This window comes from Paenibacillus sp. JT22N12, from assembly GCF_056269365.1.
Genome location: NZ_JBWDNU010000004.1, coordinates 143889 through 167757 on the forward strand (window position 1 = coordinate 143889; position 23869 = coordinate 167757).

The 23869-nt window shown below is 51.6% G+C and carries 22 protein-coding genes and 1 pseudogene; 16 read left to right on the forward strand and 7 right to left on the reverse strand.

The window, feature by feature from the left end; translation table 11 throughout:
- A complete protein-coding gene (locus AC0YOA_RS16300) occupies nucleotides 1–735 on the reverse strand; it encodes a class I SAM-dependent methyltransferase (protein WP_475787487.1) in 735 nt (244 codons plus the stop codon).
- A 219-nt stretch (nucleotides 736–954) separates the two neighbouring features.
- Between AC0YOA_RS16300 and AC0YOA_RS16305 the strand changes: the two genes are divergently transcribed.
- Nucleotides 955–1221, forward strand: coding sequence for a Fur family transcriptional regulator (locus AC0YOA_RS16305; protein ID WP_475771183.1), 267 nt, complete (start codon nucleotides 955–957; stop codon nucleotides 1219–1221).
- 165 nt (nucleotides 1222–1386) lie between these two features.
- On the opposite strand, the gene AC0YOA_RS16310 is transcribed toward AC0YOA_RS16305, so the two are convergent.
- Nucleotides 1387–2052: a sulfite oxidase-like oxidoreductase gene (locus AC0YOA_RS16310; protein WP_475787488.1), complete on the reverse strand. Its 666-nt coding sequence runs from the start codon at nucleotides 2050–2052 to the stop codon at nucleotides 1387–1389.
- Between the two features lie 170 nt (nucleotides 2053–2222).
- Nucleotides 2223–2642 carry a hypothetical protein gene (locus AC0YOA_RS16315; protein ID WP_475787489.1) on the reverse strand — a complete coding sequence of 140 codons (420 nt, stop codon included), beginning with the start codon at nucleotides 2640–2642 and terminating at the stop codon, nucleotides 2223–2225.
- A 328-nt stretch (nucleotides 2643–2970) separates the two neighbouring features.
- On the opposite strand from AC0YOA_RS16315, the gene AC0YOA_RS16320 reads away from it, so the two are divergent.
- The gene (locus AC0YOA_RS16320) at nucleotides 2971–4599 is read left to right on the forward strand and encodes a copper amine oxidase N-terminal domain-containing protein (protein WP_475787968.1); all 1629 of its coding nucleotides are present in this window, start codon (nucleotides 2971–2973) and stop codon (nucleotides 4597–4599) included.
- A gap of 82 nt (nucleotides 4600–4681) precedes the next feature.
- Here the strand turns inward: AC0YOA_RS16320 and AC0YOA_RS16325 are convergent, their stop codons facing one another.
- Together AC0YOA_RS16325 and AC0YOA_RS16330 are read right to left on the reverse strand one after the other, a co-directional pair.
- Nucleotides 4682–5209 carry a MerR family transcriptional regulator gene (locus tag AC0YOA_RS16325; protein ID WP_475787490.1) on the reverse strand — a complete coding sequence of 176 codons (528 nt, stop codon included), beginning with the start codon at nucleotides 5207–5209 and terminating at the stop codon, nucleotides 4682–4684.
- A 132-nt stretch (nucleotides 5210–5341) separates the two neighbouring features.
- Complete coding sequence (locus AC0YOA_RS16330; RefSeq protein ID WP_475787491.1) at nucleotides 5342–6151, reverse strand: hypothetical protein; 810 nt, start codon at nucleotides 6149–6151, stop codon at nucleotides 5342–5344.
- 448 nt (nucleotides 6152–6599) lie between these two features.
- Here AC0YOA_RS16330 and AC0YOA_RS16335 point away from each other — a divergent pair, with 448 nt between their 5' ends.
- Nucleotides 6600–7244 carry a hypothetical protein gene (locus AC0YOA_RS16335; RefSeq protein WP_475787492.1) on the forward strand — a complete coding sequence of 215 codons (645 nt, stop codon included), beginning with the start codon at nucleotides 6600–6602 and terminating at the stop codon, nucleotides 7242–7244.
- Here AC0YOA_RS16335 and AC0YOA_RS16340 read toward each other — a convergent pair.
- Entirely contained in the window at nucleotides 7228–7461 is a 234-nt protein-coding gene (locus tag AC0YOA_RS16340; RefSeq protein ID WP_475787493.1) for a hypothetical protein, read from the reverse strand. The two genes, AC0YOA_RS16335 and AC0YOA_RS16340, sit on opposite strands and share 17 nt — an antisense overlap.
- Nucleotides 7462–7699: 238 nt before the next feature.
- Between AC0YOA_RS16340 and AC0YOA_RS16345 the strand changes: the two genes are divergently transcribed.
- The 6 genes from AC0YOA_RS16345 (at nucleotide 7700) to AC0YOA_RS16370 (ending at nucleotide 16123) form a co-directional block, all read left to right on the forward strand.
- Nucleotides 7700–8698, forward strand: a complete 999-nt coding sequence (locus AC0YOA_RS16345; RefSeq protein ID WP_475787494.1) for an ABC transporter permease — start codon at nucleotides 7700–7702, stop codon at nucleotides 8696–8698.
- 99 nt (nucleotides 8699–8797) lie between these two features.
- Complete coding sequence (locus AC0YOA_RS16350; protein ID WP_210044987.1) at nucleotides 8798–9670, forward strand: carbohydrate ABC transporter permease; 873 nt, start codon at nucleotides 8798–8800, stop codon at nucleotides 9668–9670.
- Nucleotides 9671–9772: 102 nt separating this feature from the next.
- Entirely contained in the window at nucleotides 9773–11506 is a 1734-nt protein-coding gene (locus AC0YOA_RS16355; protein ID WP_475787495.1) for an extracellular solute-binding protein, read from the forward strand.
- Nucleotides 11507–11766: 260 nt separating this feature from the next.
- Nucleotides 11767–13551 carry a sensor histidine kinase gene (locus tag AC0YOA_RS16360; RefSeq protein WP_475787496.1) on the forward strand — a complete coding sequence of 595 codons (1785 nt, stop codon included), beginning with the start codon at nucleotides 11767–11769 and terminating at the stop codon, nucleotides 13549–13551.
- Entirely contained in the window at nucleotides 13520–15085 is a 1566-nt protein-coding gene (locus tag AC0YOA_RS16365; protein ID WP_475787497.1) for a response regulator, read from the forward strand. Before AC0YOA_RS16360 ends, AC0YOA_RS16365 begins: the two co-directional genes overlap by 32 nt.
- Nucleotides 15086–15529: 444 nt before the next feature.
- A complete protein-coding gene (locus tag AC0YOA_RS16370; RefSeq protein ID WP_475787498.1) occupies nucleotides 15530–16123 on the forward strand; it encodes a TetR/AcrR family transcriptional regulator in 594 nt (197 codons plus the stop codon).
- A 131-nt stretch (nucleotides 16124–16254) separates the two neighbouring features.
- On the opposite strand, the gene AC0YOA_RS16375 is transcribed toward AC0YOA_RS16370, so the two are convergent.
- Nucleotides 16255–16899 carry a GntR family transcriptional regulator gene (locus AC0YOA_RS16375; protein WP_475787499.1) on the reverse strand — a complete coding sequence of 215 codons (645 nt, stop codon included), beginning with the start codon at nucleotides 16897–16899 and terminating at the stop codon, nucleotides 16255–16257.
- Nucleotides 16900–17382: 483 nt separating this feature from the next.
- Here AC0YOA_RS16375 and AC0YOA_RS16380 point away from each other — a divergent pair, with 483 nt between their 5' ends.
- The 7 genes and pseudogenes from AC0YOA_RS16380 (at nucleotide 17383) to pruA (ending at nucleotide 23835) form a co-directional block, all read left to right on the forward strand.
- Nucleotides 17383–18234 carry a transporter substrate-binding domain-containing protein gene (locus tag AC0YOA_RS16380; protein WP_210044981.1) on the forward strand — a complete coding sequence of 284 codons (852 nt, stop codon included), beginning with the start codon at nucleotides 17383–17385 and terminating at the stop codon, nucleotides 18232–18234.
- A 23-nt stretch (nucleotides 18235–18257) separates the two neighbouring features.
- A complete protein-coding gene (locus tag AC0YOA_RS16385) occupies nucleotides 18258–18911 on the forward strand; it encodes an amino acid ABC transporter permease (RefSeq protein ID WP_475787500.1) in 654 nt (217 codons plus the stop codon).
- Nucleotides 18908–19630 (forward strand): amino acid ABC transporter ATP-binding protein, encoded by a 723-nt coding sequence (locus AC0YOA_RS16390; RefSeq protein WP_475787501.1) that lies wholly within the window; start codon nucleotides 18908–18910, stop codon nucleotides 19628–19630. The genes AC0YOA_RS16385 and AC0YOA_RS16390 overlap by 4 nt, the downstream gene beginning before the upstream one ends.
- A gap of 119 nt (nucleotides 19631–19749) precedes the next feature.
- Nucleotides 19750–20946 carry an ornithine--oxo-acid transaminase gene (locus tag AC0YOA_RS16395; protein WP_475787502.1) on the forward strand — a complete coding sequence of 399 codons (1197 nt, stop codon included), beginning with the start codon at nucleotides 19750–19752 and terminating at the stop codon, nucleotides 20944–20946.
- Nucleotides 20947–20998: 52 nt separating this feature from the next.
- On the forward strand, nucleotides 20999–21955 hold the full coding sequence (gene rocF / locus AC0YOA_RS16400) for an arginase (RefSeq protein ID WP_379113766.1): 957 nt from the start codon (nucleotides 20999–21001) through the stop codon (nucleotides 21953–21955).
- 39 nt (nucleotides 21956–21994) lie between these two features.
- Nucleotides 21995–22255: pseudogene (locus AC0YOA_RS16405) on the forward strand (proline dehydrogenase family protein); the annotation flags it as partial.
- An 11-nt stretch (nucleotides 22256–22266) separates the two neighbouring features.
- Complete coding sequence (gene pruA, locus AC0YOA_RS16410; RefSeq protein WP_475787503.1) at nucleotides 22267–23835, forward strand: L-glutamate gamma-semialdehyde dehydrogenase; 1569 nt, start codon at nucleotides 22267–22269, stop codon at nucleotides 23833–23835.
- Nucleotides 23836–23869: the final 34 nt, after the last annotated feature.

Sequence of the window (23869 nt, forward strand, 5' to 3'; positions counted from 1 at the left end):
CTAGTTCCTGACGGCCGCGATCAGGAGGAAGATAGGGCGGCGGGTCTCATCCTGCATAGCAGGGTTATGGGCCAGCATTTCTTGAGTCGGTTGCGGCTCGGACAGTCTCATAATGCTGAAGCCTGCGTCTATCAGGGCGTTGATATGAGTGGCGATGGTCCGATGGTATTTGACGATATCGTTGTCCAGAAATCTGGCCTGCCGCAGTCCTTCATTCTGATAGTTGTCGACAGGCCAATGCATTCTCTCGCCCTGCGGACCGTAGTGCCAGTCTTGCGCCGCAAGCGCAGTGAAGACCGGATGTTCGACCGAAAGGATGAAAGCTCCTCCCGGCACAAGGCAGTGATGAATCCTCCGGCAGACGTTGTCGAAACGCTCGACATAATGGAGTGCAAGCGAGCTGATCACCACGTCGAATTCCCCTTCGGCAAAATCGATGTCTTCAATTGCGAGGCGGCGATACTCGATCCCTGGATCGCTGGTGCTGGCTCTTGCCTTCGCCAGCATATTCTCCGAAAGATCTACACCCACTACCGAGCGGGCATGCTGCTCGCGCGCATATCTGCTGTGCCAGCCAAACCCGCAGCCCAGATCGAGTACTCTCTTGTTCTGAAGCTCGGGCAGCATGGCGCGAAAAGCCGGCCATTCCCCTGCGGCCTCCAGTCCGCCAATGGAACGGGACATTTGACTGTATTTTGCATAGAATGATGAATCATCGTATTTGTTCTGCTTCATGATAGCTGATGCCTCCTCCGCTTTCCCTCAGTGTAACACTTCATTTTTCCGTCAAACAACAGTTTTCGCTAAGAAGATATCATGATGTCGGGACGGAGATGAAGGAGCTGTAGTTGACAATCATTATCAACAATTCTATAATAAATATTATACTAATTATAAATTAATAATAATTATTATTTATTCGATGCTCCTCATACTAATGGAGGTGTAAGTCTCATGACCAACAACAATTTGAATTCAGCGCTCAAGAAGCTCGAACAGCAAAACATTCATTTGTCCCCGCAGCGTCTGGCCGTTCTCGAATATTTATACTCCGCCGAAGGCTATCCCGGGGTAGAGGATATTTCAAGATCACTTGCTGGCAAGTATCGCAATTTGAATGCTTCAACAGTATATAATCATCTTCGGGTATTCAACAGGCTGGGGCTCGTCAAGGAAGTGACGATGGGAGATTCTTCGCGTCGTTACAGTTCAGCCAGCTAAATATGAGAGTAAGAAGAAACTAACTTCGCCGCCCGTTGGGGGCAAGGTGAGTTTCTTTCCATAAAAATATCAGAAAGGTGAGGCCAAGTATTACCCTTTCTGATATTTAAAAAAAAGCGTCTATCCGTATGTTGCGGATAGACGCCTTTTTCAATTAAACGCTGCTCAATCGAAATCCTTGTGATGCCATTCATCATCGGGGATATTCAAATCCTCGCCGGAGAAACGCTGTTCTGCAAAGGGCTCCGCCTCATTGTGAAATCCAAGCCGCTCCCAGTAGCCATGGCGGTCTTCGGTTATATATTCAATGCCGCGGATCCATTTGGCGCTTTTCCAGAAATAGAGAGAAGGGATAACAAGCCGCAGCGGCCAGCCGTGCTTGGGCGTAAGCGGTGCCCCTTGAAAGCTGTAGGCCAGCAGGGCGTTATCGGCCAATAGGGTTTGGGCAGGAAGGTTGGTTTCATAGTCATGGTCGGCGTGTATCATGGCAAATTCCGCCTGTGGCTTCACGTCAAGCGCCTTTAATAAGTCGCGGACAGAGATGCCCTCCCATTCCGTATCAAATTTCGACCAGCGTGTGACGCAATGAATATCTGCCTTGATCTGCGTTTTGGGCAGCTTCATCAGCTCGGCGTACGATATTTCCTTGACCTCATTCACTTCTCCGAAGATGCGCAGCGTCCAGGTGTCCAAGTCATAGCTTGGAACATCCCCTTCATGCAAAATGGGAAACCGGTCGGTCAGCACCTGACCTGGCGGCAGACGGTGGGCCAGCTCGGGCGGGACAGGCGGAAGCTGCATTTTCTTGATGCGATTTACTTTGTCGTGCATGTTGATCCTCCTTGGGGCAGGGTGCTGCAATCAGCTTACAGTAAGCCCTCCCTTGATAGTACAATAACCTTCTGTGAATGGGAAGAGGCCCGTCCAGTGAGAGCAGGCAGCAGGGCAGCAGCACAAAAACAGCCATCCTTTCGGATTGGAAAGGATGGCTGTTCCGCTTGTTATATGTGTCCGTGCACGCTGTTTGCGATGATTTCCGGAAGCTCCTGCTTCTGTGCGTGATAGGCTGCAGGCGTGAGACTTCCACGCTCCAGGCGGGCATCCAATTGCTCCGTCAGCTCGGCGATTTGCAGATCGATGATGCGCTGAACGTCTGCATCGTGGGCTGCTGCTATGTCGGCCAGCGAATTTCCATTGTATAAGGCTTCGTAGATTTCCTCATCGGAGGTCGCTCCTAGAAGCTTGCGAAAGTGATCGTCTGCTGCTGACGCCGGCTTGGGCGCTGCCAGCGGGGGGTACTTCATTTTGGTGCCGATCGCTCCGAGGGGGTCTGCACTGCTGGTATCGCTGCTCCAGAGGCTGCTTCCAACGGAGATGGCGAATGCCATGGTGCCCACTAAGATAAAACGTTTCGGACTCATTTGATTATCCTCGTTTCCAGCTCTTCTTGATGAAAGAGCTATAAAGGTGACAAGATCATTGTAGTCCCCATACCTTAAGACAAGCTGAACAATTATTTAAAGTTACCTAAAAGATTCATTAACATCATACTTTATATTCATGCTATACGCATACAGTTGAAGTATGATTACAGTAGATGAAATGCAGCCTGCGATTATGCTGCTTTTTTATTTTCGCGACCCGGCTAATCCTGTGATTCAAGACAGGCAGGCGGGCGTTATAACTTATCAGTATGAATCAAGAACGAGTCAAAAACCAATGATAAAGTGGGAGTGAACGATTTTGAAAATGAAGAAACTGCTTGTTTCCGTGCTGGGCTTATCCCTTCTGCTGCCTGCAATTACAAGTAACGCGGCCGCTCCGGTTACCCCTGTGAAGGCATCGGTCAACACGCCGGCAGCCGAGCTCCGGGCAACCCTGGATTACCTGCTCTCCGAACATTTCACTCTGGCGGTCAATGCATTGACCAAAGGCTATAGCAAATCCAAGGACGCGGCAGAGGCTTATCAAGCGCTGGACCAGAACGTGACGGATATGAAGCCTGTGATTGCTTCGATCTATGGGGCTGCCCGGGCGGCTGAATTCGTACGCATCTTCCGTGAACATAATACATACACCAATGACCTGATTAAATCCTCCCGTAATAATGACAAAGCGCTTCGCGGCAAGGTGGAAGGAGAAACGGCGAAGTTTGTTAAGGAATTTGCCGCTTTCCTGAACGCGGTCACTGCCGCCAAGCTCCCGAGAAAGACCGCGGAAGAGATGCTCCAGCTTCATGAGAATAAGGTTCAGAAAGCCTTTGATGAGTATGCGGCAGGAGATTACCAGGATGCTTACAAGGCATACCGTGAAGGCATTTATGAGGTGTTCAAGCTCAGCAAAGTCCTGTCCTCTGCGATCGCAGCCCAAATGCCGGATAAATATCAGCAGACTCGTGCAGACACAGAAGCAGCAGATCTGAGATCCCTGCTCAGCCGCTTGTTATCCGAGCATTTTGCGCTGTCTGCGTTGCAAATGCAGGAGCAGTTCGATACAAGAGGCGCATCCGATGCTTTACTTATTGCGGAAGCCGCCAATACCGAGGACTTGAACGTGGCCATGGCATCTGTATATGGTGCCGCTGACGGCATTGCATTTAAGAAAATTTGGGTCATTAATCATCTTAATGCCCAAAGCGATTATGTGAACGCTGTGAAAAACAAAAATACTCCGAATCTGGAGAATATAAAGTCGCGAATCGATGACAGCACGACCGAATTGGCTGCCTTCCTGGATACCGCCACCAATAAGAATCTGCCATTGGCTGCGGGACAGGCGGCGCTGCGCAAGCATGAAGGCCAGGTACAGCAGGTGTTCGATCAATATGCGGCAGGCAATTATAAAGGTGCCGCCAAAACAAGCCGCGAAGGGTTCAAATTCATGTTTGGCATAGGCAAGTCGCTCAGCAGTGCGATTGTTCTCCAATTTAATGAAAAGTATGCTGAAAATATGCCTGTCACTCCTCCGGATCCAAACCCTGTGCCGTCGTCACCTGCCGCGACTACGATCTGGATGAAGGTAAACAGTAAACAACTGAAGCTGAATGGTATCGTCTCGCAGATGGATACGACTCCCTTCGTATGGAACGGCCTTACATTCATCCCGCTCCGTTTTCTAAGCGACGGGATCGGCGCCGAAGCGGTATTCGATGCCAAAACCGGAATGATTACAGTGAAAGCCGACAAGGACGTGCTGAAGTTCTGGGTCGGCAAGGATTATATGACCGTTAACGGCGTTAATAAATCAGTTGGCACGAAAGTCATTGTGAAGGATGGCCGTACAGCCATTCCTCTCCGCTTCATTGGCGAACTGCTCGGTTGGGATGTCCATTATCAAAAATCGGACCAATCGATCACGTTGACCAAACCGATGAGCTGAACAACCCCAATAACGCATGCTAGAGAAGACCGCCGGTTCACGGCGGTCTTCTCTCCTCGCGTCCGCTTGTCCGGCACCAGATTTACCAAAGCTGAAACAATGAGCGCAGAAGGCTGCGTTTTTTGCGGTGGGATTGAAGATCCGGCAGATGGATCTCCTTGTCCAACGGGCGAGATCTGGTCCATTTATTCTCCAATTGTTGAACAGATTCCATGAGCTGATTTACAACCCGGTTCAGATCCTCAAGTTCCTTGCGGTGCTGCAGTACCTGTATGGACACGACATCATCGGCTTTCTGCGAAAGCAGGTGCTCCACCTGCTGAATGCGGAGCAGCACCTCATCGCTATACCCGGCCGCGCTGTCCATAACGGATTCGGGTTCAACAGCTTCCTTACAGGCCGCACTTTCCAGTTCAAGCTGATCGAGATTTTCCCCCTGATCGATCCTCTCCTTCATATAACGCAACCGTGAGATATCCTGATCGGTAAAAATATAATGTCCAAACCGGTCTTTTATGAAATGGGCAGGGAACATGGAGACCCATCGTTTCACGGTCGTCTGGCTGACTCCGAGCGCTGATGCTGCATCCTTCGTCTTTAAAACATCCATTACGATCACCCCGTTTTCGCTTAGTTATAGGGTATTCGTGTTGTGTACAGGTTCTCCCTGCATGGACGACAAAGGTAGTGTCCGTTCGATAAACAAAGTGCTTTTGCGAGCCAATCTGTGAAAGGGAGCGGATTATGGCTTGGGAATTTGCCCTTTGGCTTTGGCGATCACGTCGGATACTTTCTTCTCCAGATCGAGAATTTTTTTGTTCTGCTCCCCGAGCTGGCGCGCTGTCGTGACCATGGAATTAAGCGAAGCCAGCACGCCGCCTGCTGATTTTTGTTTGATCGCCTGGTTCAGGTTTTTGCCAAATTCGGTGATCAGCTTCTTGGGGGTGGACATGGCGCTTTTCTCCGCTGAGATGCGCGCTCTCAGGGGATCCGCCTCATCGAGGGTGGCGCGGATTTTTTTTGCTGTCTGCGAGGTGCTGTCCTTGACGGCCTTCAACGCGGATTCCTTGATTTTGATATCGGCGCGGGCAAGCTGTACGGCGGATTGAACGATATCAGCCTGGGAGCGGAGGATGGAGCTGTATGTTTTGCTGTTCAAGGCGCGTGCCGCTGAGATTTGTTTGTTGAGGGCCGTATACATGGTGAAGAGCGGCTCATATTTATCCCGGGTCTGCTTCACCTGCTCCTCCAGCTGGCTTCGTTTAACGGCGTTGATAGCCGTGATCTGCTTGCGGACCAGCGCTTCCGCGTCGCTGTTGGCCTTGTGCAAAAGGGTAACCGCGCTCTCGGTCTTGCTTGTTTCCGCCTGCACCTTCAGCAGCTCATTGTATTGGCTGGTTATTTTACCGCCTGATGTTTTGTCCGAGGCGGCAAGCTTATCCATTGCGGTCTTGGCGGTGGCGGACAATTTGAAGGCTGCTGCCATGACGGCATTGGGCACGGCTAATAGAAGCCCTGCGGTTAATAACAGAATCAGCATTTTCTTTAACATGATTAATACAATACCCCCTAAAATTTTATGGCCAAGGAGCCAGAATAGTCCCTCGGCAGGCATGCTTGCTTGCGCTTATAGCGGTGACAGCGCCCATAAGGACAACAAAAAAAAGCACCAGCAAGAAAGGCTGAACGCCTTTTCTTACCGGTGCTTCCGCTGTAAGAGTGACACTTCATAAAAGTTGTAGTTCGACTATACGTTAAGTCCGCGGCGCGTGTCAAGCTCTTAATTGGAGCGAATTCCTCATGCCGCTGCCCCGCGTGAATACCAGTCGATGACTAGAATGAAGGAGTCAAGGAGCCATAAGCGGCTTGATTTTGCTCCTATCCGGTTCATGGTGAGCCGTTTTTTCCTGAGCTCCAGGATGCAACAAAATTTGGAAAGAACACGTTTTTAACATGAATAATAAACACCCGATTTGCCATTATAAAGGGGGCGCAAGTATATGCGAATAGGAATGCTTATATTGCTTTCACTTGTCTTATTGATGTCCGGATGCGGGAATAACATGATCGACGTTGGAACAGCTCCCGACCCTGCTCCGCCGTCGAACGCCGGCAGTGTGAAGGCAGATCAAAAACAATCTGGCAGCCAGGCTTCGGAAGCGGAGCCTGAGGCACAATCCGGGCAAGCTCCCAAAGAGGAGGATTTCGAGGTAACAGTAAAAGTGATGGACGAAACGTTGAAAATCAACAAGAATATTGAGGTTGTTGCGGAATTGACAAATAAGTCCAGGCATAATATAAAGCTCCTGCACGCTTCGCCACTGATTCAGGTCCAAATCTATGATGAACAGAACAAACCGCTTATTAATGCCTTGCTTACAAATGATATCGGCATAATGGGCATATTAAAGCCAGGAGCCGTTTACAACCCCGACAGCAGCGCGTTTAATGGCGGGAAGAGGTTGATCAAGATCGACACTCCTGGAAGTTATAAACTGGTAGGAACAGCGTCTTTTTCGGTTGAGTTAAGCGGCGGAGAGCGAGAAGACTTCAAGCTCTCGTCAGAGCCCTTTGAATTCAATGTACCCCGGGAAGCTGCTGAAAGAGGATTAAAAAGCGAAGCAGGAGCTAGCGGAACAAACTGACCACCAGCGATATAATCATCATGCACACAAGTATTCCAAAAAAACAGTAGCCGATTATTCGTATGGGAACCGGCAGGTTCTGCATCCTAACCTGTTTGGGCGGCCCGCCTCCTTCAATTCTTTGGATGGGCAGCAATTTCTCGTCCACATATCCTTCTTGATAGAGGATCTCAGGGGCTGCCTGCGTTTCGTGGATCTGTTGAGGTGATTTTTCCATGGGCTTGCTCCTCTCGGATTTTCGGAAAATTCAGCTTTGTTTTATTATACCTGATTGTTGCTGTTTCCAAAGACAACAATAAAATCTCTGATAGCACCTCTCCGGGAGGTGCTATTTTTTATGAAAAGTTCCACCGTATACATTTTCAATCACACAATGAACATTTCGGCAAAACAGACATGTTAGAATAAAACAGAAAGCGCTATCATGAACAGCAAATGCAAGGGAGGCATATCGAATGTCCAAGATAGAGCCCGAGACGGGGAGAGCCGCGATCGCAGCACCGGCAGCGCAACCGGCAGGCGCCAAGCTTGCAGGGGGCCGGCTTAAAACCTCATTGTGGAAACGCATACAGCAGCATCGGACACTATACCTGCTGTTCATCCCCGTGTTCGCCTATTTCGTCGTATTCAAATACTGGCCGATACTACTCGCCTGGGTGGTAGCGTTCAAGGATCTGCAGCTGGGCTCGGGCGTCTTCGCCAGTCCCTGGATCGGCCTGCAGAATTTCAAGGATATCTTCCTGTCGCAGGAAATTCCCGGTGTCATCCGCAACACGGTCGAAATTAGTGTATTGCGGCTGGTCATTGGCTTTCTCCCTCCGATTATACTGGCCATTATGTTCCACGACATGATGAGCAAGCGGCTGAAAAAATGGCTGCAGACTCTGATTTATATTCCGCATTTCTTCTCGTGGGTCATCGTGTTTGGCGTCGTATTCGGTTTCTTCTCGGTAGGATACGGCTTCATTAACAATATGCTGCAGGCCTTCGGCTTCGAGCGTCATGAGTTTCTGCTGGATTCCTCCTGGTTCCGGCCCATTCTGATCAGCTCCGCGCTGTGGAAGGAAATCGGCTGGAGCACCATCATCTATCTGGCTGCGCTGTCGACTGTCGATGCCCAGCTGTATGAAGCGGCGGTTATCGATGGAGCGGGTCCGCTCAAGCGCATGCGGCATATCACCCTACCAAGCATTATGCCGGTCATGACCTTCGTGCTGTGCATCAATCTCGGGTTTCTGCTCAATGCCGGAGGGGAGCAAATCCTGCTGTTCTACAATGATGCCGTATTCGATACGGCGGATGTCATCGATACCTGGGTGTATCGTGAAGGTTTGGCGAGACTCCAGTTCAGTCTGGCTACCGCTGTCGGATTATTCCAATCGGTGATTGGGCTTGCGCTGGTTGTGATTTGCAATTATTTTGCCAAAAAGCTGTCCGGGCGCGGCATATGGTAGTCCTTAAACAAGCCGGATTGCTGCTGATTCCGCCCGTCTGCCGCCGCAGATATACAAACTGCCCTGCAAGCTCTGCACCAATCCTGAGGAGGACGAAGCATGTATAAATCCAAGGCGGAGAGAACCTATCAGATCATAATCCATGTCATCGTCATTCTCATCGTGGCATCGGCGGTATTTCCGCTCCTGTATGTGCTTGGCATGTCGCTCACCGGTCAGGTGGAAATGATGCGGCGCAACTACTTTGTAATCATTCCGCATGATCCGACATTCGCCGCTTATGAGCGTATTCTTTCGTCGCCGCTGATCTGGAAGTCCTTCGGGGTATCCATCTTCCGCAGCGTGGCAGGCACCGGTCTGATGCTTCTTCTGACGGTCGTCGGCGCTTATGTGTTGTCGGTCCGCACGCTGCCCGGCCGCACCATTATGCTGTTCCTCGTCGTTTCGACGATTCTCTTCAATGCCGGGCTGATCCCGACCTATCTGGTCGTCAAGCAGCTGGGGCTGATCGATTCCTTGTGGTCGCTTGTTCTGCTTTATCTGGTTGACAGCTTCGGCCTGCTGGTGATCAAGATCTTCATCGAGAACCTGCCGGATGGGCTGATCGAGGCCGGCAAGATTGACGGGGCTGGCGACCTGCAGATGCTTGTGCGCATCGTCATTCCGCTTGCTGCGCCTGCACTGGCCGCCATCGGCCTGTTCAATATCGTCTTCCACTGGAACAGCTGGTTTGACGCGATGGTCTATTTGAATGACGCAAGCCTGTTCCCGATGCAGCTTATTCTCAAAAATATGCTGACAGCCGCTTCAGGCGATGCGATGCAGTCGCTGATAATCAACGGAAGCGCCGTAACGCCGGAGTCGATGAAAATGGCTACGGTTATCGTGGGAACGCTGCCCATCCTGATGGTGTATCCGTTTCTGCAGAAGTATTTTGTGAAAGGTGTTTACATGGGGGCCGTTAAAGGCTGATTTGCGAAGGCGCCCATTCATATAATTAGTTGCTGGTGAAGCACCGCGGGCTTCTTGGCATAGATGACAACCACTATTTTACGAATGAAAAGGGGATATGGCATGTTCAGAAAAACAACCGCCATCACGATCTCGCTGCTGCTTGTTCTGACGCTGCTGCTGGCAGCATGCAGCAGCAATTCGAATAACGGTTCGACATCTACTGGCACGACCGACGAAACCACTGGAAACGGCGATAAACCGGAAAATGAAACAGGCAATGAGGGCGCGGCAGGCGGCGCTTCTGAAGAAGGTATAGTCAAGCCGGAGGACCTCAAGTATCCCGAAGCATTCCCGGATGTCCCCACTCCGGTCGATTACGACAAGAGCTATGCGTATGACGATATGAGCAAATCCTATACGATCGACATTATGCTTCAGGGCTTTATTAATCAGCCGGCTACCAAGGATATGATCAAGGAATTCTACGAGAAAACCTTCAATGTGAAGATTAATTTCACGAATCTGGCGCAGGAGGATCTGGTCAACAAGACCAATGTCCGCTTCGCGTCGGGCGACGCGCCGGACGTGGTGCTGCTGGGCGACAGACCGGTCGCCCAGGCGCTTTTCAAACAGGATCAGCTGCTTGACGCTACGCAGATGCTTCCCTACATGCCGCAAATGATGAAATATGTGACGGAGGAATACAGAAAATGGGCAACCGACGACGGCAAAATGATCGGGATCCCGCGTCTGCCGACGTTCCCGGATGTATGGGGCAACTTTATCCGCCAGGATTGGCTCGCCAAGCTGGGCATGCAAATGCCGAAGACGGCGGATGAGCTGTTCTCTTACGCCAAGGCGGTCACCGAGCAGGATCCGGACGGCAACGGCAAGGCGGACACCTGGTTCATGGGCGCTGCCGGCGCGGGACAGGGCTGGGGCATGATGGCCGGTCTCATCGACATGTTCGGTCATCGCAGCTGGAATGTGAAGGATGGCAAAATCAATCATCCGATGCTTGACGGAACAACGAAGGCATTCCTGGAATATGCCAAGAAGCTCAATGACAATAAGCTGCTGGCGCCGGATTGGTATACGATTCAATGGGAGCAGTTCAAGTCGTATACCCTCCAGAACAAAATCGGCATGGTCAACTATCCAGGCTGGAACCTGCTGCAGGAGCAGTACTCCGCTTCGCAGAACAATGCGGATACGATGAAGAACTGGGCGCCGATTCCGCCGCTCACCTCAGACATGAATGCTGAAGGCAAGCTCGGACCGGGCGGTACGCCAGGAGGCATTATCATTGTCTCGAAGAAGGTTGGCGACGACCCCGGCAAAATGAAACGAATTGCGCATTTCCTGGATGCGGTGCAGTATCCGAACAAATATTATTGGGTCGGCAACCAGGGAGGCGGACCGGAAATTTGGCCGGATTACACCAAGGTGACCAAGAATGACGACGGCACTTATTTCTATGATTCCGATATGGTGAAGCTGCAGAACGAAATGAAGCCTGAGCTCAAGGGCATGATGGATTGGCAATCGGTCGGTTATACGCTCATCTGGGAGCGTCACAAGTATTCCGCCGAATTCCCGTATAACGAACCGGGCGACAAATACCAGGATGAAGTCCGGGCATATCCGCGTGTGACCAATTACGATATGCTGCTCAATTTGGATGGGCCAACCACGAACCGGTTGCAGGATTTTGTGCAGAAAAATGAGATTTCCTTCGTGCTGGGCAAACGGAGCTTTGATGACTGGGATCAATATGTGGAGGAATGGAAGAAGGCAGGCGGCCAGATGCTGATTGATCAGGCTGCCGGGCAGCTGGGGGTAGAGAAGCCGTAGTCTGAAGTCTTATCGGACCAGGCACAATCAGTGCATACTTTAAACGTCCGATGAAAAAATCCGGCTGCTCATGCATTTCCCCCTGCTCCGCCAGTTAATCACCGGACTTTCAGAGGACTGGTGCTTGACCGGTTCCTCCTGCAAAGCTGACTCTATCATCGGACTTCTATGGATACCTGCCAACGCCTTGACCACCGGGCGGCGGCAGGTATACTTTGATTGTACGGCGGTGTCAGTCTGAAGGAAAGAAGGTGCAGGCCATGCGGCGAAGCGGACGAATCGGGGCGCGGACCAAGCTGCTCATCTGGCTGATTATGCCGAGTCTCATTCTGGAGGCGGCAGTCATCCTGCTCGCGCAGTCCAATACAACGTCCTTTCTGCGTCAGACGCAGGACAGCGCTCTGAACGGTATGGTCGTGCAGTCGGTAAGGTTAATGGAGAGCCAGATGAATGATCTGGTGCTCAATGTGCTTGGCATTGAGAATGACATCCTGTATGGGGAGAAGGGGCCGGCGGACTGGATCCGATCTATGGAGGCTGCTGCACAGACAAGGCCGGAGCTGGTCCGGGGCGTTGTCTATCTTCGCCATGACGGATTGATTGCCGGATATCCGGAGTATTTCTGGGACAGCTTCGGACAGAAGGAAATTGGCGTTATCCGGGGACAAAGCACGGATTCCAGGAATGGCGTCGTCTGGTCGGAGCCGTTCACATCAACCATGGGTTCAACGGGGCCGAACAGCCTCGTCAGCATCGTAACCAAGCAGGTTATTGATGAGGACGGCAAACAGGAAGGGGTATTGGCTTTTGTTACCGACGTGACCAGCATCGTGCAGCGGAGCGCCGCTTTTGCCGGCAGCTATGACACGCGCACGCTGCTTTATGACCGCAATGACAGGCTGATTTATTCCATCACGATTGTAGCGCGCAACAGCTATGAAACGCTGGAATACGCAGAACGAAATACGCAAACGCTTTCAACGGCCAAGGCGAACTTTGAGCAAAACGGGGAATATTACGTCATCTCCGACATGAATCAGGCTCCGTTCTGGAAGGTTGTCATCGTCGGCGATGTGAAGACGCTCGAAAATAAATACAGGCCGATCGTTCAATTCGCGATCATGATTCTGCTGCTTGGCTCGGCAGGACTTATTTTTCTATATATCGGCGTCTCCTGGTGGTTTACGAAACCCATTACTTCGCTTACCAAGGGCATCCGGCATATTGCCACAGGCCATCTGGATCATCAATTCGAGGTTGCGCGGCAGGATGAATTCGGGGAAATGGCGCGGGAATTCAACCGGATGATGCGCACCATTCAAGAGCTGATCGTGACGCTGAAGCAGACGGAGGAGCAGAAGAGGCAGGCAGATTTTCAAATGCTGCTCTCCCAGATCAACCCTCATTTTCTGTACAACACGCTCAATACGATCGATATTATGGTTGATTTCAAAAGCAGGGACGATATCCACCGCGTCATGGCGGTCCTGATCCGCCTGCTCAAATACGGACTGGACCGCACCCATGTTCTGCGGCGGCTGGACGAAGAGCTGACCTATGTGAAGGATTACCTGTACATCCAGTCCGTCCGTTACGAGGACCGCTTCGAATTCGCGGTGGAAGATCCGTCCCGGGAGCTTGCCGCTGTACCGGTATTGAAGCTGGTGCTGCAGCCGATTGTGGAAAATGCGGTTTTTCACGGTTTGCGCCCTCTCGTGGACAGGAAGGGAAAGCTGTCGGTCACGGTCAGACAATCGGGCAAGGATCTGGAAATCATCGTCGCGGATAATGGTGTAGGGATGAGCAAGGAGAAGATCGACGGTCTGCTGAGAAAAGGAGTCGGGGCAGACGGCGCTTCTCAAAGCAGCAGCAATCATATCGGGTTCCGCAATGTGCACGAACGGGTACAGCTGTACTATGGCCACGGATACGGATTATGGATCGAGAGCGATTCAGCAGCAGGCACGATCGTGACCGTCAGACTGAGGATGATTGAAACGGAGGATGGACCAGGTGGACCAAACCGTCAAATTACTGCTGGTTGATGATGAACCGCTTGCGCTCCGCCGGATTCGCGGATTTGAACTGGCCTCGCGCGGCTTCGAAATTGTGGGTGAAGCGGAGAACGGGCTTCAGGCGCTCCAATGTGTGAAACGGCTGAAACCGGATATTGTCGTTACGGATATTGGCATGCCTGTTATGGACGGACTGGAGCTGCTCCGGCAGCTTCAGCAGCAGCCCTCCCCGCCGAAGGTGGTGCTGCTGACCTGTTATGAGGATTTTGACAAGGTACAGCTGGCGCTGAGGTTTGGGGCGGGGGATTATTTGACGAAGGTGATGCTCAGCGAGGAAGAGTTTGTGGGTACCCTCCAGCGGACAGCTGCTTTGCTTCGCAAAGAGCATGTAGAGACCGAGCTTATTGTACGCATCCAGCTGCAGGAGCTGTTGTTGTTCCCTTCGGAGCATATGCTGCTGAGCCTGAAGCAGGCGGGCTTTGTCCATCCCGTTTATGCGCTTGCCGTTATCCGGACGGCGCTGCCGCTTCAGGAGGCGTGGTCAGAGGAGCTGTTCGGGCATGAGGAGGGGGAGGGGGATCAAGAGAGGAGGTACCTTCCGGTTCGGATGACACCGGACACTTGGTGCTTGTATTTCTATTCCACGCAGCGTGAAAATGATGCTTCCTTCTACGGATGGTACAGCAGGCAGTGCAGCCGGATCGAAGAAAAGCTTCACAGCAGCCCGGGTTTCGGCGATTATGTGGTCGCTGCCGGTCCGGTTTATCACAGGCCATGTGAATTGCCCCGCGCGTATCAGCAGGGGCTGGCACTATGCGACAGGGGCTTCTATGTTCCTTCAAGAGAAATTGTCAGGGAAGAGGAGGCTGTTGGTTTCACATGTTTTCCGCAGGAGCGCTTCCGTGTGCTGCTGGCGGAAATGGGCAATGCCGCCCGCCAGGTTGACGGCCCTCAGGCCGGAAATTTGCTAAGAGAGTGGGCGGACCAGATCGGTACAACGTGCCGGCCTGCGCCAGGCCAGGTCAGACAGATGGCACAGGCCATTCATGCGCAGCTGGAAGCCTTCGGGTGGGAGCAGCTTGGGGAGACTGGCAGCGAAGCGCTGCCGGAGAGATTCAAGCAGGCGGCCGAGACGGCGCTTCATGCTTCCGCTTTAATTGGTGCAGCAAGACAAACCGCCGACAGGCTGCTTCAGTGCCGCCCCTCTTCTTCATCTCCCGGACATATGCGCACGGAGATCCGTAAGGCCATTTCCTTGATAGCAAGCGATTATGCCCAGATCGAACTGGCGGAGACCGCGAGGCGCGTGAGTCTGAGCCCCAGCTGGTTCGCCGCGCTCTTCCGCACGGAAACCGGGCAAAGCTTCCATGACTATGTCCAGGAGGTCCGTCTGAATCAGGCGAGAGGGCTGTTGAGAACGACGGATTTGAAGGTGTATGAGGTTGCTGAGCGCGTTGGTATTCCGAATTCGCGATACTTCTCCCGGCTGTTCTCGGAGCATGTCGGCTTAACGCCGCTCGATTACCGCAAGAATGACCGGACAGTCCGTCTGGAGGGAAGGTGAATTTAGGAAGTCAGCCCGCCAGAATATGGTATAGTTATGGACGGATATGCAATTTTAAAAAGGCGGGGTAAAAGTGAATTTGTTTCCTGCGGCTACATAGCGGACACGATAAAGATGAAGTGGAAGGGCTTTGGGAGGCCTTTTTAAACGGCTACAGAGACATCAGGCCAATCAGTGGGAATGACGTGAAAGCCGTCCCGATATTTGTTGCGCTTCGACAGCTCTGGCTCTTTGGCTTATGCTTCAGTGAATCGAAATTTATAGGAGCGGCCGACTTTGACAATGGATTCATTAATAGCAAAATGGAATATTTCAGGAAGCTGGATTTCTCTTAAGAGTGGCGTCACAGCTTCTGATCCACGCTGACATCCTTGACATAAGTACGGATATCCAATAAAATTTACTCATTGGTACAAAAATAAAATCAGTGAGGGGGAGCTTGCAATGGCCAAGGGACGTCCCCGCGCGTTTAATATGCAGGAAGCGTTGGAACAAGCTATGCATTTGTTCTGGGAGAAGGGCTACGAGGGCACGACGTTATCTGATCTGACGTCAGCTATGGGGATCAACCGCCCCAGTTTGTACGCCGCTTTTGGCAACAAAGAGGAACTGTTTTATAAAGTTGTTGATCTTTATGTGGATGAAACATCGGGTGATTTTCTGGTGGCGCTTCGTGAAGCGAAAGGGCGAGATGCCATAGAGAAAGCATTGTACGGTGCGATTGTAACGTTTACGGAGGACAGCCACCCGCCAGGTTGTTTGACTGTTCACGGTGCGCTTTCCTGCGGAGAGGAAGCGGAGCCGATCCGTAAGGAACTGATTCAGCGCCGTGCGGCAACTGAGGCTGTGATCCGGCTGCGCATTGAGCGTGCTGAGGATGAAGGCGAATTGCCGGACGGCACCGATACTGCAGATCTGGGCCATTACTTTTCAACGGTACTCTTTGGTTTGGCTGTAGAAGCAGCCAGCGGGGCTTCCCGCGAGAAGCTGAACCGGGTTGTAGGACATGCGATGAAAGCCTGGCCGGCATCAGATTAGGAGCCTTACCTGGTGGTAATGATACCCGGGAGCCGCTATCGGAGAAAAGAAAACGCAGCCCTCTCTGCGCAAGAGAGGCTGCGTTTTCGATTTTTTTATCCGGAATAAGGGATTAGATCAAGTCCCGATCATCACAGCATATCAGTATCGATAATGCGCCAGTGGTATTTCAGGGTGCATTCCAGCTGCTCCTTATCCTTGAGGCGGAGCAGCTCGACGATTTTGCGGTGCTCGGAGTTTACCTCATTCATTACCGCAGCAAGCTTCTTCTTGTCTTCGCTGGAGTATGATTGCCGGACGAAGCCGTTCTTCAGGGATACCAGCATATCGATCAATATTGGATTGTCGGATTTATGGGTGTAGATTTCATGAAATTGGTATTGGTCCGCATGGTAATCGGTGAAATCAAGCCGGTTGATGTCATGATCCATTTTATTCACGAGCTTCTCCATCTCAATAAGTTCGGATTCCTGCAGATGATCTACGGCAAGTGTGGCGGCAAGTGCATCCAGGGTGCCGATAATGCGCGAGAAATCCAGCTTTTTTTTGGAATCAAAGGCTTTTACCGTAAAGCCCCTGCGGGGCAGATACTCCAGCAGATTATCGGAAGTCAGCTGAAATAAAGCTTCCCGTGTCGGAGTACGGCTGATATCCAGCTTCTTGCAGATCTCCGCTTCATTGATTTTTTGGTTGGGGAGCAGCGTGCCGTCCTGTATTTTTTGGGCAATGTAATTGTACACATGATCTTTGAGTGATTGATATTTTGGCGCTTGCATGCCAGTCTCCTTTTCGACCGAGATAAGTCTCTCCACAAGATTTCATCCAACAGTCTAGGTTATTATGGATATCATTTAGCAGAGATTTTCTATGGAAAACGCACATGGATCTGCAAGAACCAATTATGCTGTCAAGAAGCAATATACCCAATTCCCGCTAAAGGAGCATTTAATCGAATTATAGGTAATTGGGTCGAAAGATGGAAGGGATGAAACAATATTTACCTATATCTTATCATTGCTTTCCTAGTTGTTCAAGCAACCTTGCCCCCGCTATATGTAAGGTATCATAACATTGTAAGCGTTGTAAATCCTGCTAATGGGAGGGGTGAAAAATTATCTTGTGGACATAAAAGACTGGTGTTATAATAGTTTACGTAAACAGCGTATATTGTGCAATGTATATTGTATACAAATTTAATTGTTGAGCCTGACGGGGGACATATCGAGCAGAGCCAAACAAAGATTGGGAGAGATGAGAGAATGAAGAAGATGCTGTTATTGCTGGTTACGGTCATGGTAGTTCTAACCGCTTGCGGACAGAACGGAAATGGAACCGGGAACGGAAATACTTCCGGAAATGCTTCCGGAGAGACCAATGCCAGCGGTGGTAATGCCGCTCCTGCCCCAACAGAAGAGAAAACGAAGATTGTACTCGGAACAAGCGCCGACTATGCCCCATATGAATTTCATAAAACGATTGACGGCAAAGATACCATTGTCGGATTCGATATCTCCATTGCCAACGAAATTGCCAAGGATATGAATGCGGAGCTGGAAATCTCGGATATGGATTTTGACGGTTTGCTGCTGGCTCTGGACACAGGCAAGGTGGACATGGTTATCTCAGGTATGACGCCAACGGAAGAGCGTAAGAAGAATGTGGACTTCTCTGATCTTTACTATTTGGCCGAGCAAGGCATTCTGGTGAAAAAGGATCAGGCCGAGCAATATAAAACGCTGGATAACTTGAAAAACAAAAAAATCGGCGTTCAAAAAGGATCTATTCAAGAAGGGATCGCCCAAGAGATTGAGGGAGCAAAGCTTACATCATTGGCCAAAATTCCGGAAATTATTCTTGAATTGACGAGCGGACGCGTAGACGCGGTTATCCTTGAGAAACCCGTTGCGGACCAATATGTTCTGACACAATCCGACATAATCGTCTCTGACGTGAAGATTGAACAGTCTGCGGAAGAAGCCGGAGCGGCAATCGCGGTTAAGAAAGGCAACCAAGAGCTTGTTGACAGCATTAACGCTACGATTAAACGTTTGAAGGATGGCGGCGATATTGATCGTTTCGTCGTTGAAGCGAATGAGCTTGTCGGGGAATAACGAACGGACGGAGTCGAAGTTAAATGGATTTTGACTTTTCATTTCTGGCGGACCACTGGCGGACTTATCTGCATGGCGCCTGGTATACCCTCCAGCTGTCGTTCTTCGGCGTTCTCCTCGGAACCTTTCTTGGCGTGGGCTTTGCTCTGATGCGCATTTCGCGCATTTGGTCGCTGAAGTTCGTGGCATCGGCTTACATTGAAATTATCCGGGGAACGCCGATGCTGGTGCAGGTATTTATCATCTATTATGGTCTGACGGAATTCGGTATAAACCTGTCTCCCTTTATTGCCGGTATTGTTACTTTGACCATCAACAGTGCCGCCTATATGGCGGAGGTCTTCCGGGCGGGTATTGAGGCGATTGACAAAGGACAGACGGAGGCGGCACGGTCGCTTGGAATGACGCGGAGCATGACGATGCGTCTGATCGTGCTCCCCCAGGCTTTTCGCAATATGCTGCCGGCGATCGGCAATGAATTTATTGTCATCATTAAGGATTCTTCGTTGATTTCTTCAGTCGGTATTGCAGAGCTGATGTACAGCGCAAGAACGGTTCAAGGTGTTATATTCCAGCCGATGGAGCCGCTTCTAGTAGCTGCTGCAATCTACTTTGTCATGACATTCACGTTGTCCAAGCTGCTGGGCGCGTTGGAAAGAAGGCTGAGAAACCAATGATCAAGGTACAGGGATTACGCAAGTCGTTTGGAAAAAATGAGATCCTGAAGGGCATCGATACCGAGATTCGCAAGGGCGAGGTAGTCGTCATCATCGGTCCGAGCGGCTCCGGCAAAAGCACGTTTCTGCGCTGCCTGAACCGGCTGGAAGAACCGACTTCCGGCGAAATTCTGTTCGAGGACAGAAGGGTTACCGGCAAGCAGACGGATCTGAACGCAATCCGCCAGAAGATGGGGATGGTATTCCAGCATTTCAATCTGTTCCCGCATATGAGCGTAATGGACAATTTGACGCTTGCGCCGCGGAAGCTCAAGAAGATGTCCCCAAAGGAAGCCGAAGGCATTGCGGTTGAGCTGCTGCGCCGGGTGGGGCTGGAGGAAAAGCGCGGCGCGTATCCGGATAGTCTGTCAGGCGGACAGAAGCAGCGGATTGCCATCGCCCGTGCGCTTGCGATGCAGCCGGATGTTATGCTGTTCGATGAGCCGACCTCGGCCCTCGACCCGGAGATGGTCGGAGAAGTGCTGGATGTCATGAAGCAGATGGCGCAGGGCGGCATGACGATGACGATCGTTACCCATGAAATGGGCTTTGCCCGGGAAGTGGGGGACCGGCTGTTGTTTATGGATGGCGGGAAAATCGTGGAAGAGGGCGTTCCGAAGGAAGTGCTTCTACATCCGCAGCACCCGCGGACCAAGGAATTTTTGTCCAAGGTGCTTTGATTTTAACATAGCTGAAGATTTGCCATAATCCTGGAGAGTGATGCCGCAATCCGGGATTTTTTGAAGAAATCTATGAATATAGTATTTTGTATACATAATACAAGGGGGCTAATAATCAGATGGAGACCAAGGGATCACAGGCCGTAATGGAGCTGTCGGATCGCTACGGGGCACATAATTATCATCCGCTGCCCATTGTTATTTCACATGCGCGCGGGGTATGGGTAGAGGACCCTGAAGGAAACCGTTATATGGATATGCTGAGCGCTTATTCGGCGCTGAATCAAGGTCATCGCCACCCCAAAATCATAGCGGCCCTGAAGGAGCAGGCAGATAAAGTAACACTGACCTCCCGGGCTTTTCACAGCAGCACGCCGGGCTTGTTCTACGAGAAGCTTGCCCATTATACCGGGAAACCGAAAGTTCTAGCGATGAATACGGGGGCGGAAGCCGTGGAAACGGCGGTCAAAGCTGTAAGGCGCTGGGCTTACCGGCATAAGGGCGTGCCGCAGGATCAGGCGGAAATCATCGTGTGCGCGGGTAATTTTCACGGCCGCACCATTACAGTCACTTCTTTCTCGTCTTCGGAGGAGTACAAGAAGGATTTTGGACCGTTCACGCCAGGCTTCAAGCTTGTTCCTTATGGGGATATCGATGCGCTTAAACAGGCGATAACGCCGAATACGGCTGCATTTCTGGTTGAGCCTATTCAGGGAGAGGCGGGAATTGTAATTCCTCCTGCCGGATATTTGTCGCAAGCCAGCCAACTGTGCCGCGAGCATGGGGTTCTGTTTGTCGCCGACGAGATCCAGACTGGCTTCGGACGAACAGGGCGGCGCTTCGCCTGCGATTGGGAATCGGTCGTACCGGACATGTACATCATGGGCAAGGCGCTGGGGGGAGGCGTAATGCCGATTTCCGCCGTTGCCGCAAGCAATGAGATATTGGACGTATTCGAGCCGGGTTCGCATGGCTCGACCTTCGGCGGCAATCCGCTTGCTTGCGCAGTGGCCATTGCGGCTCTTGAGGTTCTGGAAGAGGAACAGCTCGTTGAACGCTCGGCGTCCCTGGGCAGCTATTTTGCCGAAAGGCTTACTGCGATCAATAGCCCGCATATCCGGGGAATCCGTGGACGGGGATTATTTATCGGAGTCGAGCTGGACAAGGCAGCCCGGCCGTTCTGCGAGGAGCTGATGCGGCATGGACTGCTCTGTAAGGAGACCCATGAGACGACCATCCGTTTTGCCCCTCCCCTGACCATTGAGAAAGAGGAGATTGACTGGGCCCTGGAACGTATCGAACATGTATTGACTTAAATCATAAACTTGAAGCTGAACATGCTCAAGCCATAAGGAGAGTGAGATTACGATGGAATTGAACCTGAACCGGCCTTCAATGAATTCGCAGAAGCAAGGCTCTGGAAGTGAACACAAGAAAGTGAGGCTTATCAGCGTTCCATTCTGGCTGGGAAGCGGCCGCGCCGGAACGGAGCTGGGTCCCGAAAGCATTATTAAAGCCGGGCTTGTGCGGAAAATCCGCAGTATGGATATTCACCTGGAGAGTGAACATGAGGTCGATTGTCCGATTAAACCGTTTTCGCAAGGAACGCCGTCCAAAATAAAATATCTTCCGGAAGTGATGGAAATGAGCGGCCTTGTTGGTGAACAGGTGTACCGCGCTGCCATTAATGATTCCTTCCCGCTTATTCTGGGCGGAGATCACAGCGTCGCCATTGGTTCGCTTGCAGGCTTGACGGGCCATTACAACAATCTCGGCGTCATTTGGTTCGACGCGCATGGCGACCTGAACACAGAGGAAACGACACCCTCGGGAAATCTGCACGGGATGGCGCTCGCAGTGGCTATCGGAAAATCCAATTTTAAGCTTACGGATATTCCGGGCGCAGGCTCGCTGATCAAGAAGGAGAATATTGTCATCGTCGGGGCAAGGGATCTTGATCCAGGCGAGAGGGAGCTTATACGCTCGGAAGGAATTACTGTTTTCTCCATGCATGAGATTGACCGGATGGGTATTGAGACGGTCGTCAAGAAAGCCATTGAAATTGCCGGGAATGGAACGGACGGCATTCATCTCAGCTTTGATATGGATTGTCTTGATCCGCAGGAGGCGGCAGGAGTCGGCACGCCTGTGCCGGGCGGGCTGAACTACCGGGAAGCGCATTTTGCGCTTGAGCTGCTATCGGAATCGCAGAGGGTTACATCGATGGACATCGTAGAAGTGAACCCGCTCCTTGATTATGACAGGCGTACGGCACGTCTTGCGGTGGAGCTGGCTTCCTCTCTGCTTGGCAAGCGAATCCTGTAAGCACGGAAGATGGGCAGCGGATGGAAGCGTTAATGCGGATACGCGGCAATCGCCACCCATGACCGGGAAGTTATTAAAGCGTCTGCTGCCTGGATAAAAGCAAATGATATTCATCAGGATCGTTTTGAATTTCAGATGCTGTACGGAATCGGCGAAGACCTGCAGAATCAGTTGACCAAGGAGGGCTTCAGAGTCAGGATCTATGTGCCCTATGGGGGAGACTGGTTCGGCTATTTCATGCGCAGGTTGGCGGAGAGGCCTGCGAATGTCTGGTTTGTATTAAAAAATATGTGGAAATAGGGGATTTCAGTATGCCGAAAAATGAGTTGTTTGCACCGTTCGTCAATGAACCGTTGACGGATTTCAGCAAGGAGGAGAACCGCAGGGCCATCACGGAGGCGATTGCAGGCGTGAAGTTGGAGCTTGGAAAGGAATATCCCCTTCATATTGGCGGCGAAGCGATAATGACGTCCGAGCGGATATTGTCAATGAATCCGGCGGATACCAGCCAGATAATCGGATCGGTGAGCAAGGCGAGCCGGGAACAGGCCGAACAGGCGATGCAGGCTTCGCTGGGGGCATTCGAATTGTGGAAACAAACGCCTGCAGAGGAACGGGCGGTACTACTGGTTCAGGCAGCGGGCCAGATGCGCGCGCGCAAGCATGAGTTTTCGGCCTGGCTGGTCATGGAATCAGGCAAGAACTGGGCGGAGGCTGATGCGGACACGGCAGAAGCGATTGATTTTATGGAGTATTATGCGCGAGAAATGGTCAAATTGGCGCAAACCAACGACAGACAGCCGCTGGTAGGGATAACCGGCGAGGATAACCGGCTGCATTATATACCGCTTGGGGTAGGCATTGTCATTCCGCCATGGAATTTTCCGCTTGCGATTTGCGCGGGAATGGCTTCAGCGGCAGTTGTCTCGGGGAACACGATCATTATGAAGCCTGCTTCCACGACGCCGGTCATTGCCTACAAGTTCTACGAGCTGATGGTGGAGGCGGGATTCCCGGCCGATGTCATTCAATATTTACCGGGAAGCGGCGCGGAAATTGGCGATTATTTGACAAGCCATCCCAAAACCCGATTTATCAGCTTTACAGGCTCGAAAGAAGTAGGGCTCCGCATAAACAAGCTGGCTGCCGAACAATCCGAAGGGCAAATTTGGATCAAAAGGGTCGTAGCGGAGATGGGAGGCAAGGACGGGATCGTTGTGGATGAGACTGCGGATCTTGATGCTGCGGCTGATGCCATTGTAGCGTCTGCCTTTGGTTTTCAGGGACAGAAGTGCTCCGCGGGCTCGCGTGCCATTATCGTGGAATCCGTCTATGACGAACTGACAGGCAAAATCGCGGAAAGGGCAGGGCGTCTGGCCATCGGCAGTCCTGAGGATAACGCGCCAATAGGTCCTGTTATCGACCGGAGCTCCTTCGAGCGTATTCTGGACTATATCGAGACGGGCAGAGCGGAAGGAAAGCTCCTCGTTGGCGGAGGACGCGGACCGGAAGGCGGTTATTTCATTCAGCCGACGGTGTTCTCGGACGTGGAGCCTGATGCGGCAGTTATGCAGGAGGAAATATTCGGACCGGTACTGGCTATCGCCAAAGCCAAGGATTGGCAGGATGCGATCCGCATCTATAACGATACGGAATTTGGCCTGACGGGAGCATTCTTCTCAACTGACGAAGGACGTATTGAAACGGCGCTGGAGCAGATCCATTGCGGGAATTTGTACATCAACCGCAAATGTACAGGGGCGCTTGTAGGTGTCCATCCATTTGGAGGCTTCAATATGTCAGGCACTGACTCCAAAGCCGGTGGACACGACTATTTGCTTCTGTTTACACAAGCGAAGCTGACTTCACGCAAAGTGTAGAAGGCAGGCCTTTTGAGACTTTATGTGATATTTA

Coding starts and splice junctions, on each gene's coding strand:
- AC0YOA_RS16300 (WP_475787487.1), bottom strand. CDS start 735: ATGAAGCAGAACAAATACGATGATTCATCATTCTATGCAAAATACAGT.
- AC0YOA_RS16305 (WP_475771183.1), top strand. CDS start 955: ATGACCAACAACAATTTGAATTCAGCGCTCAAGAAGCTCGAACAGCAA.
- AC0YOA_RS16310 (WP_475787488.1), bottom strand. CDS start 2,052: ATGCACGACAAAGTAAATCGCATCAAGAAAATGCAGCTTCCGCCTGTC.
- AC0YOA_RS16315 (WP_475787489.1), bottom strand. CDS start 2,642: ATGAGTCCGAAACGTTTTATCTTAGTGGGCACCATGGCATTCGCCATC.
- AC0YOA_RS16320 (WP_475787968.1), top strand. CDS start 2,971: ATGAAGAAACTGCTTGTTTCCGTGCTGGGCTTATCCCTTCTGCTGCCT.
- AC0YOA_RS16325 (WP_475787490.1), bottom strand. CDS start 5,209: ATGGATGTTTTAAAGACGAAGGATGCAGCATCAGCGCTCGGAGTCAGC.
- AC0YOA_RS16330 (WP_475787491.1), bottom strand. CDS start 6,151: ATGTTAAAGAAAATGCTGATTCTGTTATTAACCGCAGGGCTTCTATTA.
- AC0YOA_RS16335 (WP_475787492.1), top strand. CDS start 6,600: ATGCGAATAGGAATGCTTATATTGCTTTCACTTGTCTTATTGATGTCC.
- AC0YOA_RS16340 (WP_475787493.1), bottom strand. CDS start 7,461: ATGGAAAAATCACCTCAACAGATCCACGAAACGCAGGCAGCCCCTGAG.
- AC0YOA_RS16345 (WP_475787494.1), top strand. CDS start 7,700: ATGTCCAAGATAGAGCCCGAGACGGGGAGAGCCGCGATCGCAGCACCG.
- AC0YOA_RS16350 (WP_210044987.1), top strand. CDS start 8,798: ATGTATAAATCCAAGGCGGAGAGAACCTATCAGATCATAATCCATGTC.
- AC0YOA_RS16355 (WP_475787495.1), top strand. CDS start 9,773: ATGTTCAGAAAAACAACCGCCATCACGATCTCGCTGCTGCTTGTTCTG.
- AC0YOA_RS16360 (WP_475787496.1), top strand. CDS start 11,767: ATGCGGCGAAGCGGACGAATCGGGGCGCGGACCAAGCTGCTCATCTGG.
- AC0YOA_RS16370 (WP_475787498.1), top strand. CDS start 15,530: ATGGCCAAGGGACGTCCCCGCGCGTTTAATATGCAGGAAGCGTTGGAA.
- AC0YOA_RS16375 (WP_475787499.1), bottom strand. CDS start 16,899: ATGCAAGCGCCAAAATATCAATCACTCAAAGATCATGTGTACAATTAC.
- AC0YOA_RS16380 (WP_210044981.1), top strand. CDS start 17,383: ATGAAGAAGATGCTGTTATTGCTGGTTACGGTCATGGTAGTTCTAACC.
- AC0YOA_RS16385 (WP_475787500.1), top strand. CDS start 18,258: ATGGATTTTGACTTTTCATTTCTGGCGGACCACTGGCGGACTTATCTG.
- AC0YOA_RS16390 (WP_475787501.1), top strand. CDS start 18,908: ATGATCAAGGTACAGGGATTACGCAAGTCGTTTGGAAAAAATGAGATC.
- AC0YOA_RS16395 (WP_475787502.1), top strand. CDS start 19,750: ATGGAGACCAAGGGATCACAGGCCGTAATGGAGCTGTCGGATCGCTAC.
- rocF (WP_379113766.1), top strand. CDS start 20,999: ATGGAATTGAACCTGAACCGGCCTTCAATGAATTCGCAGAAGCAAGGC.
- pruA (WP_475787503.1), top strand. CDS start 22,267: ATGCCGAAAAATGAGTTGTTTGCACCGTTCGTCAATGAACCGTTGACG.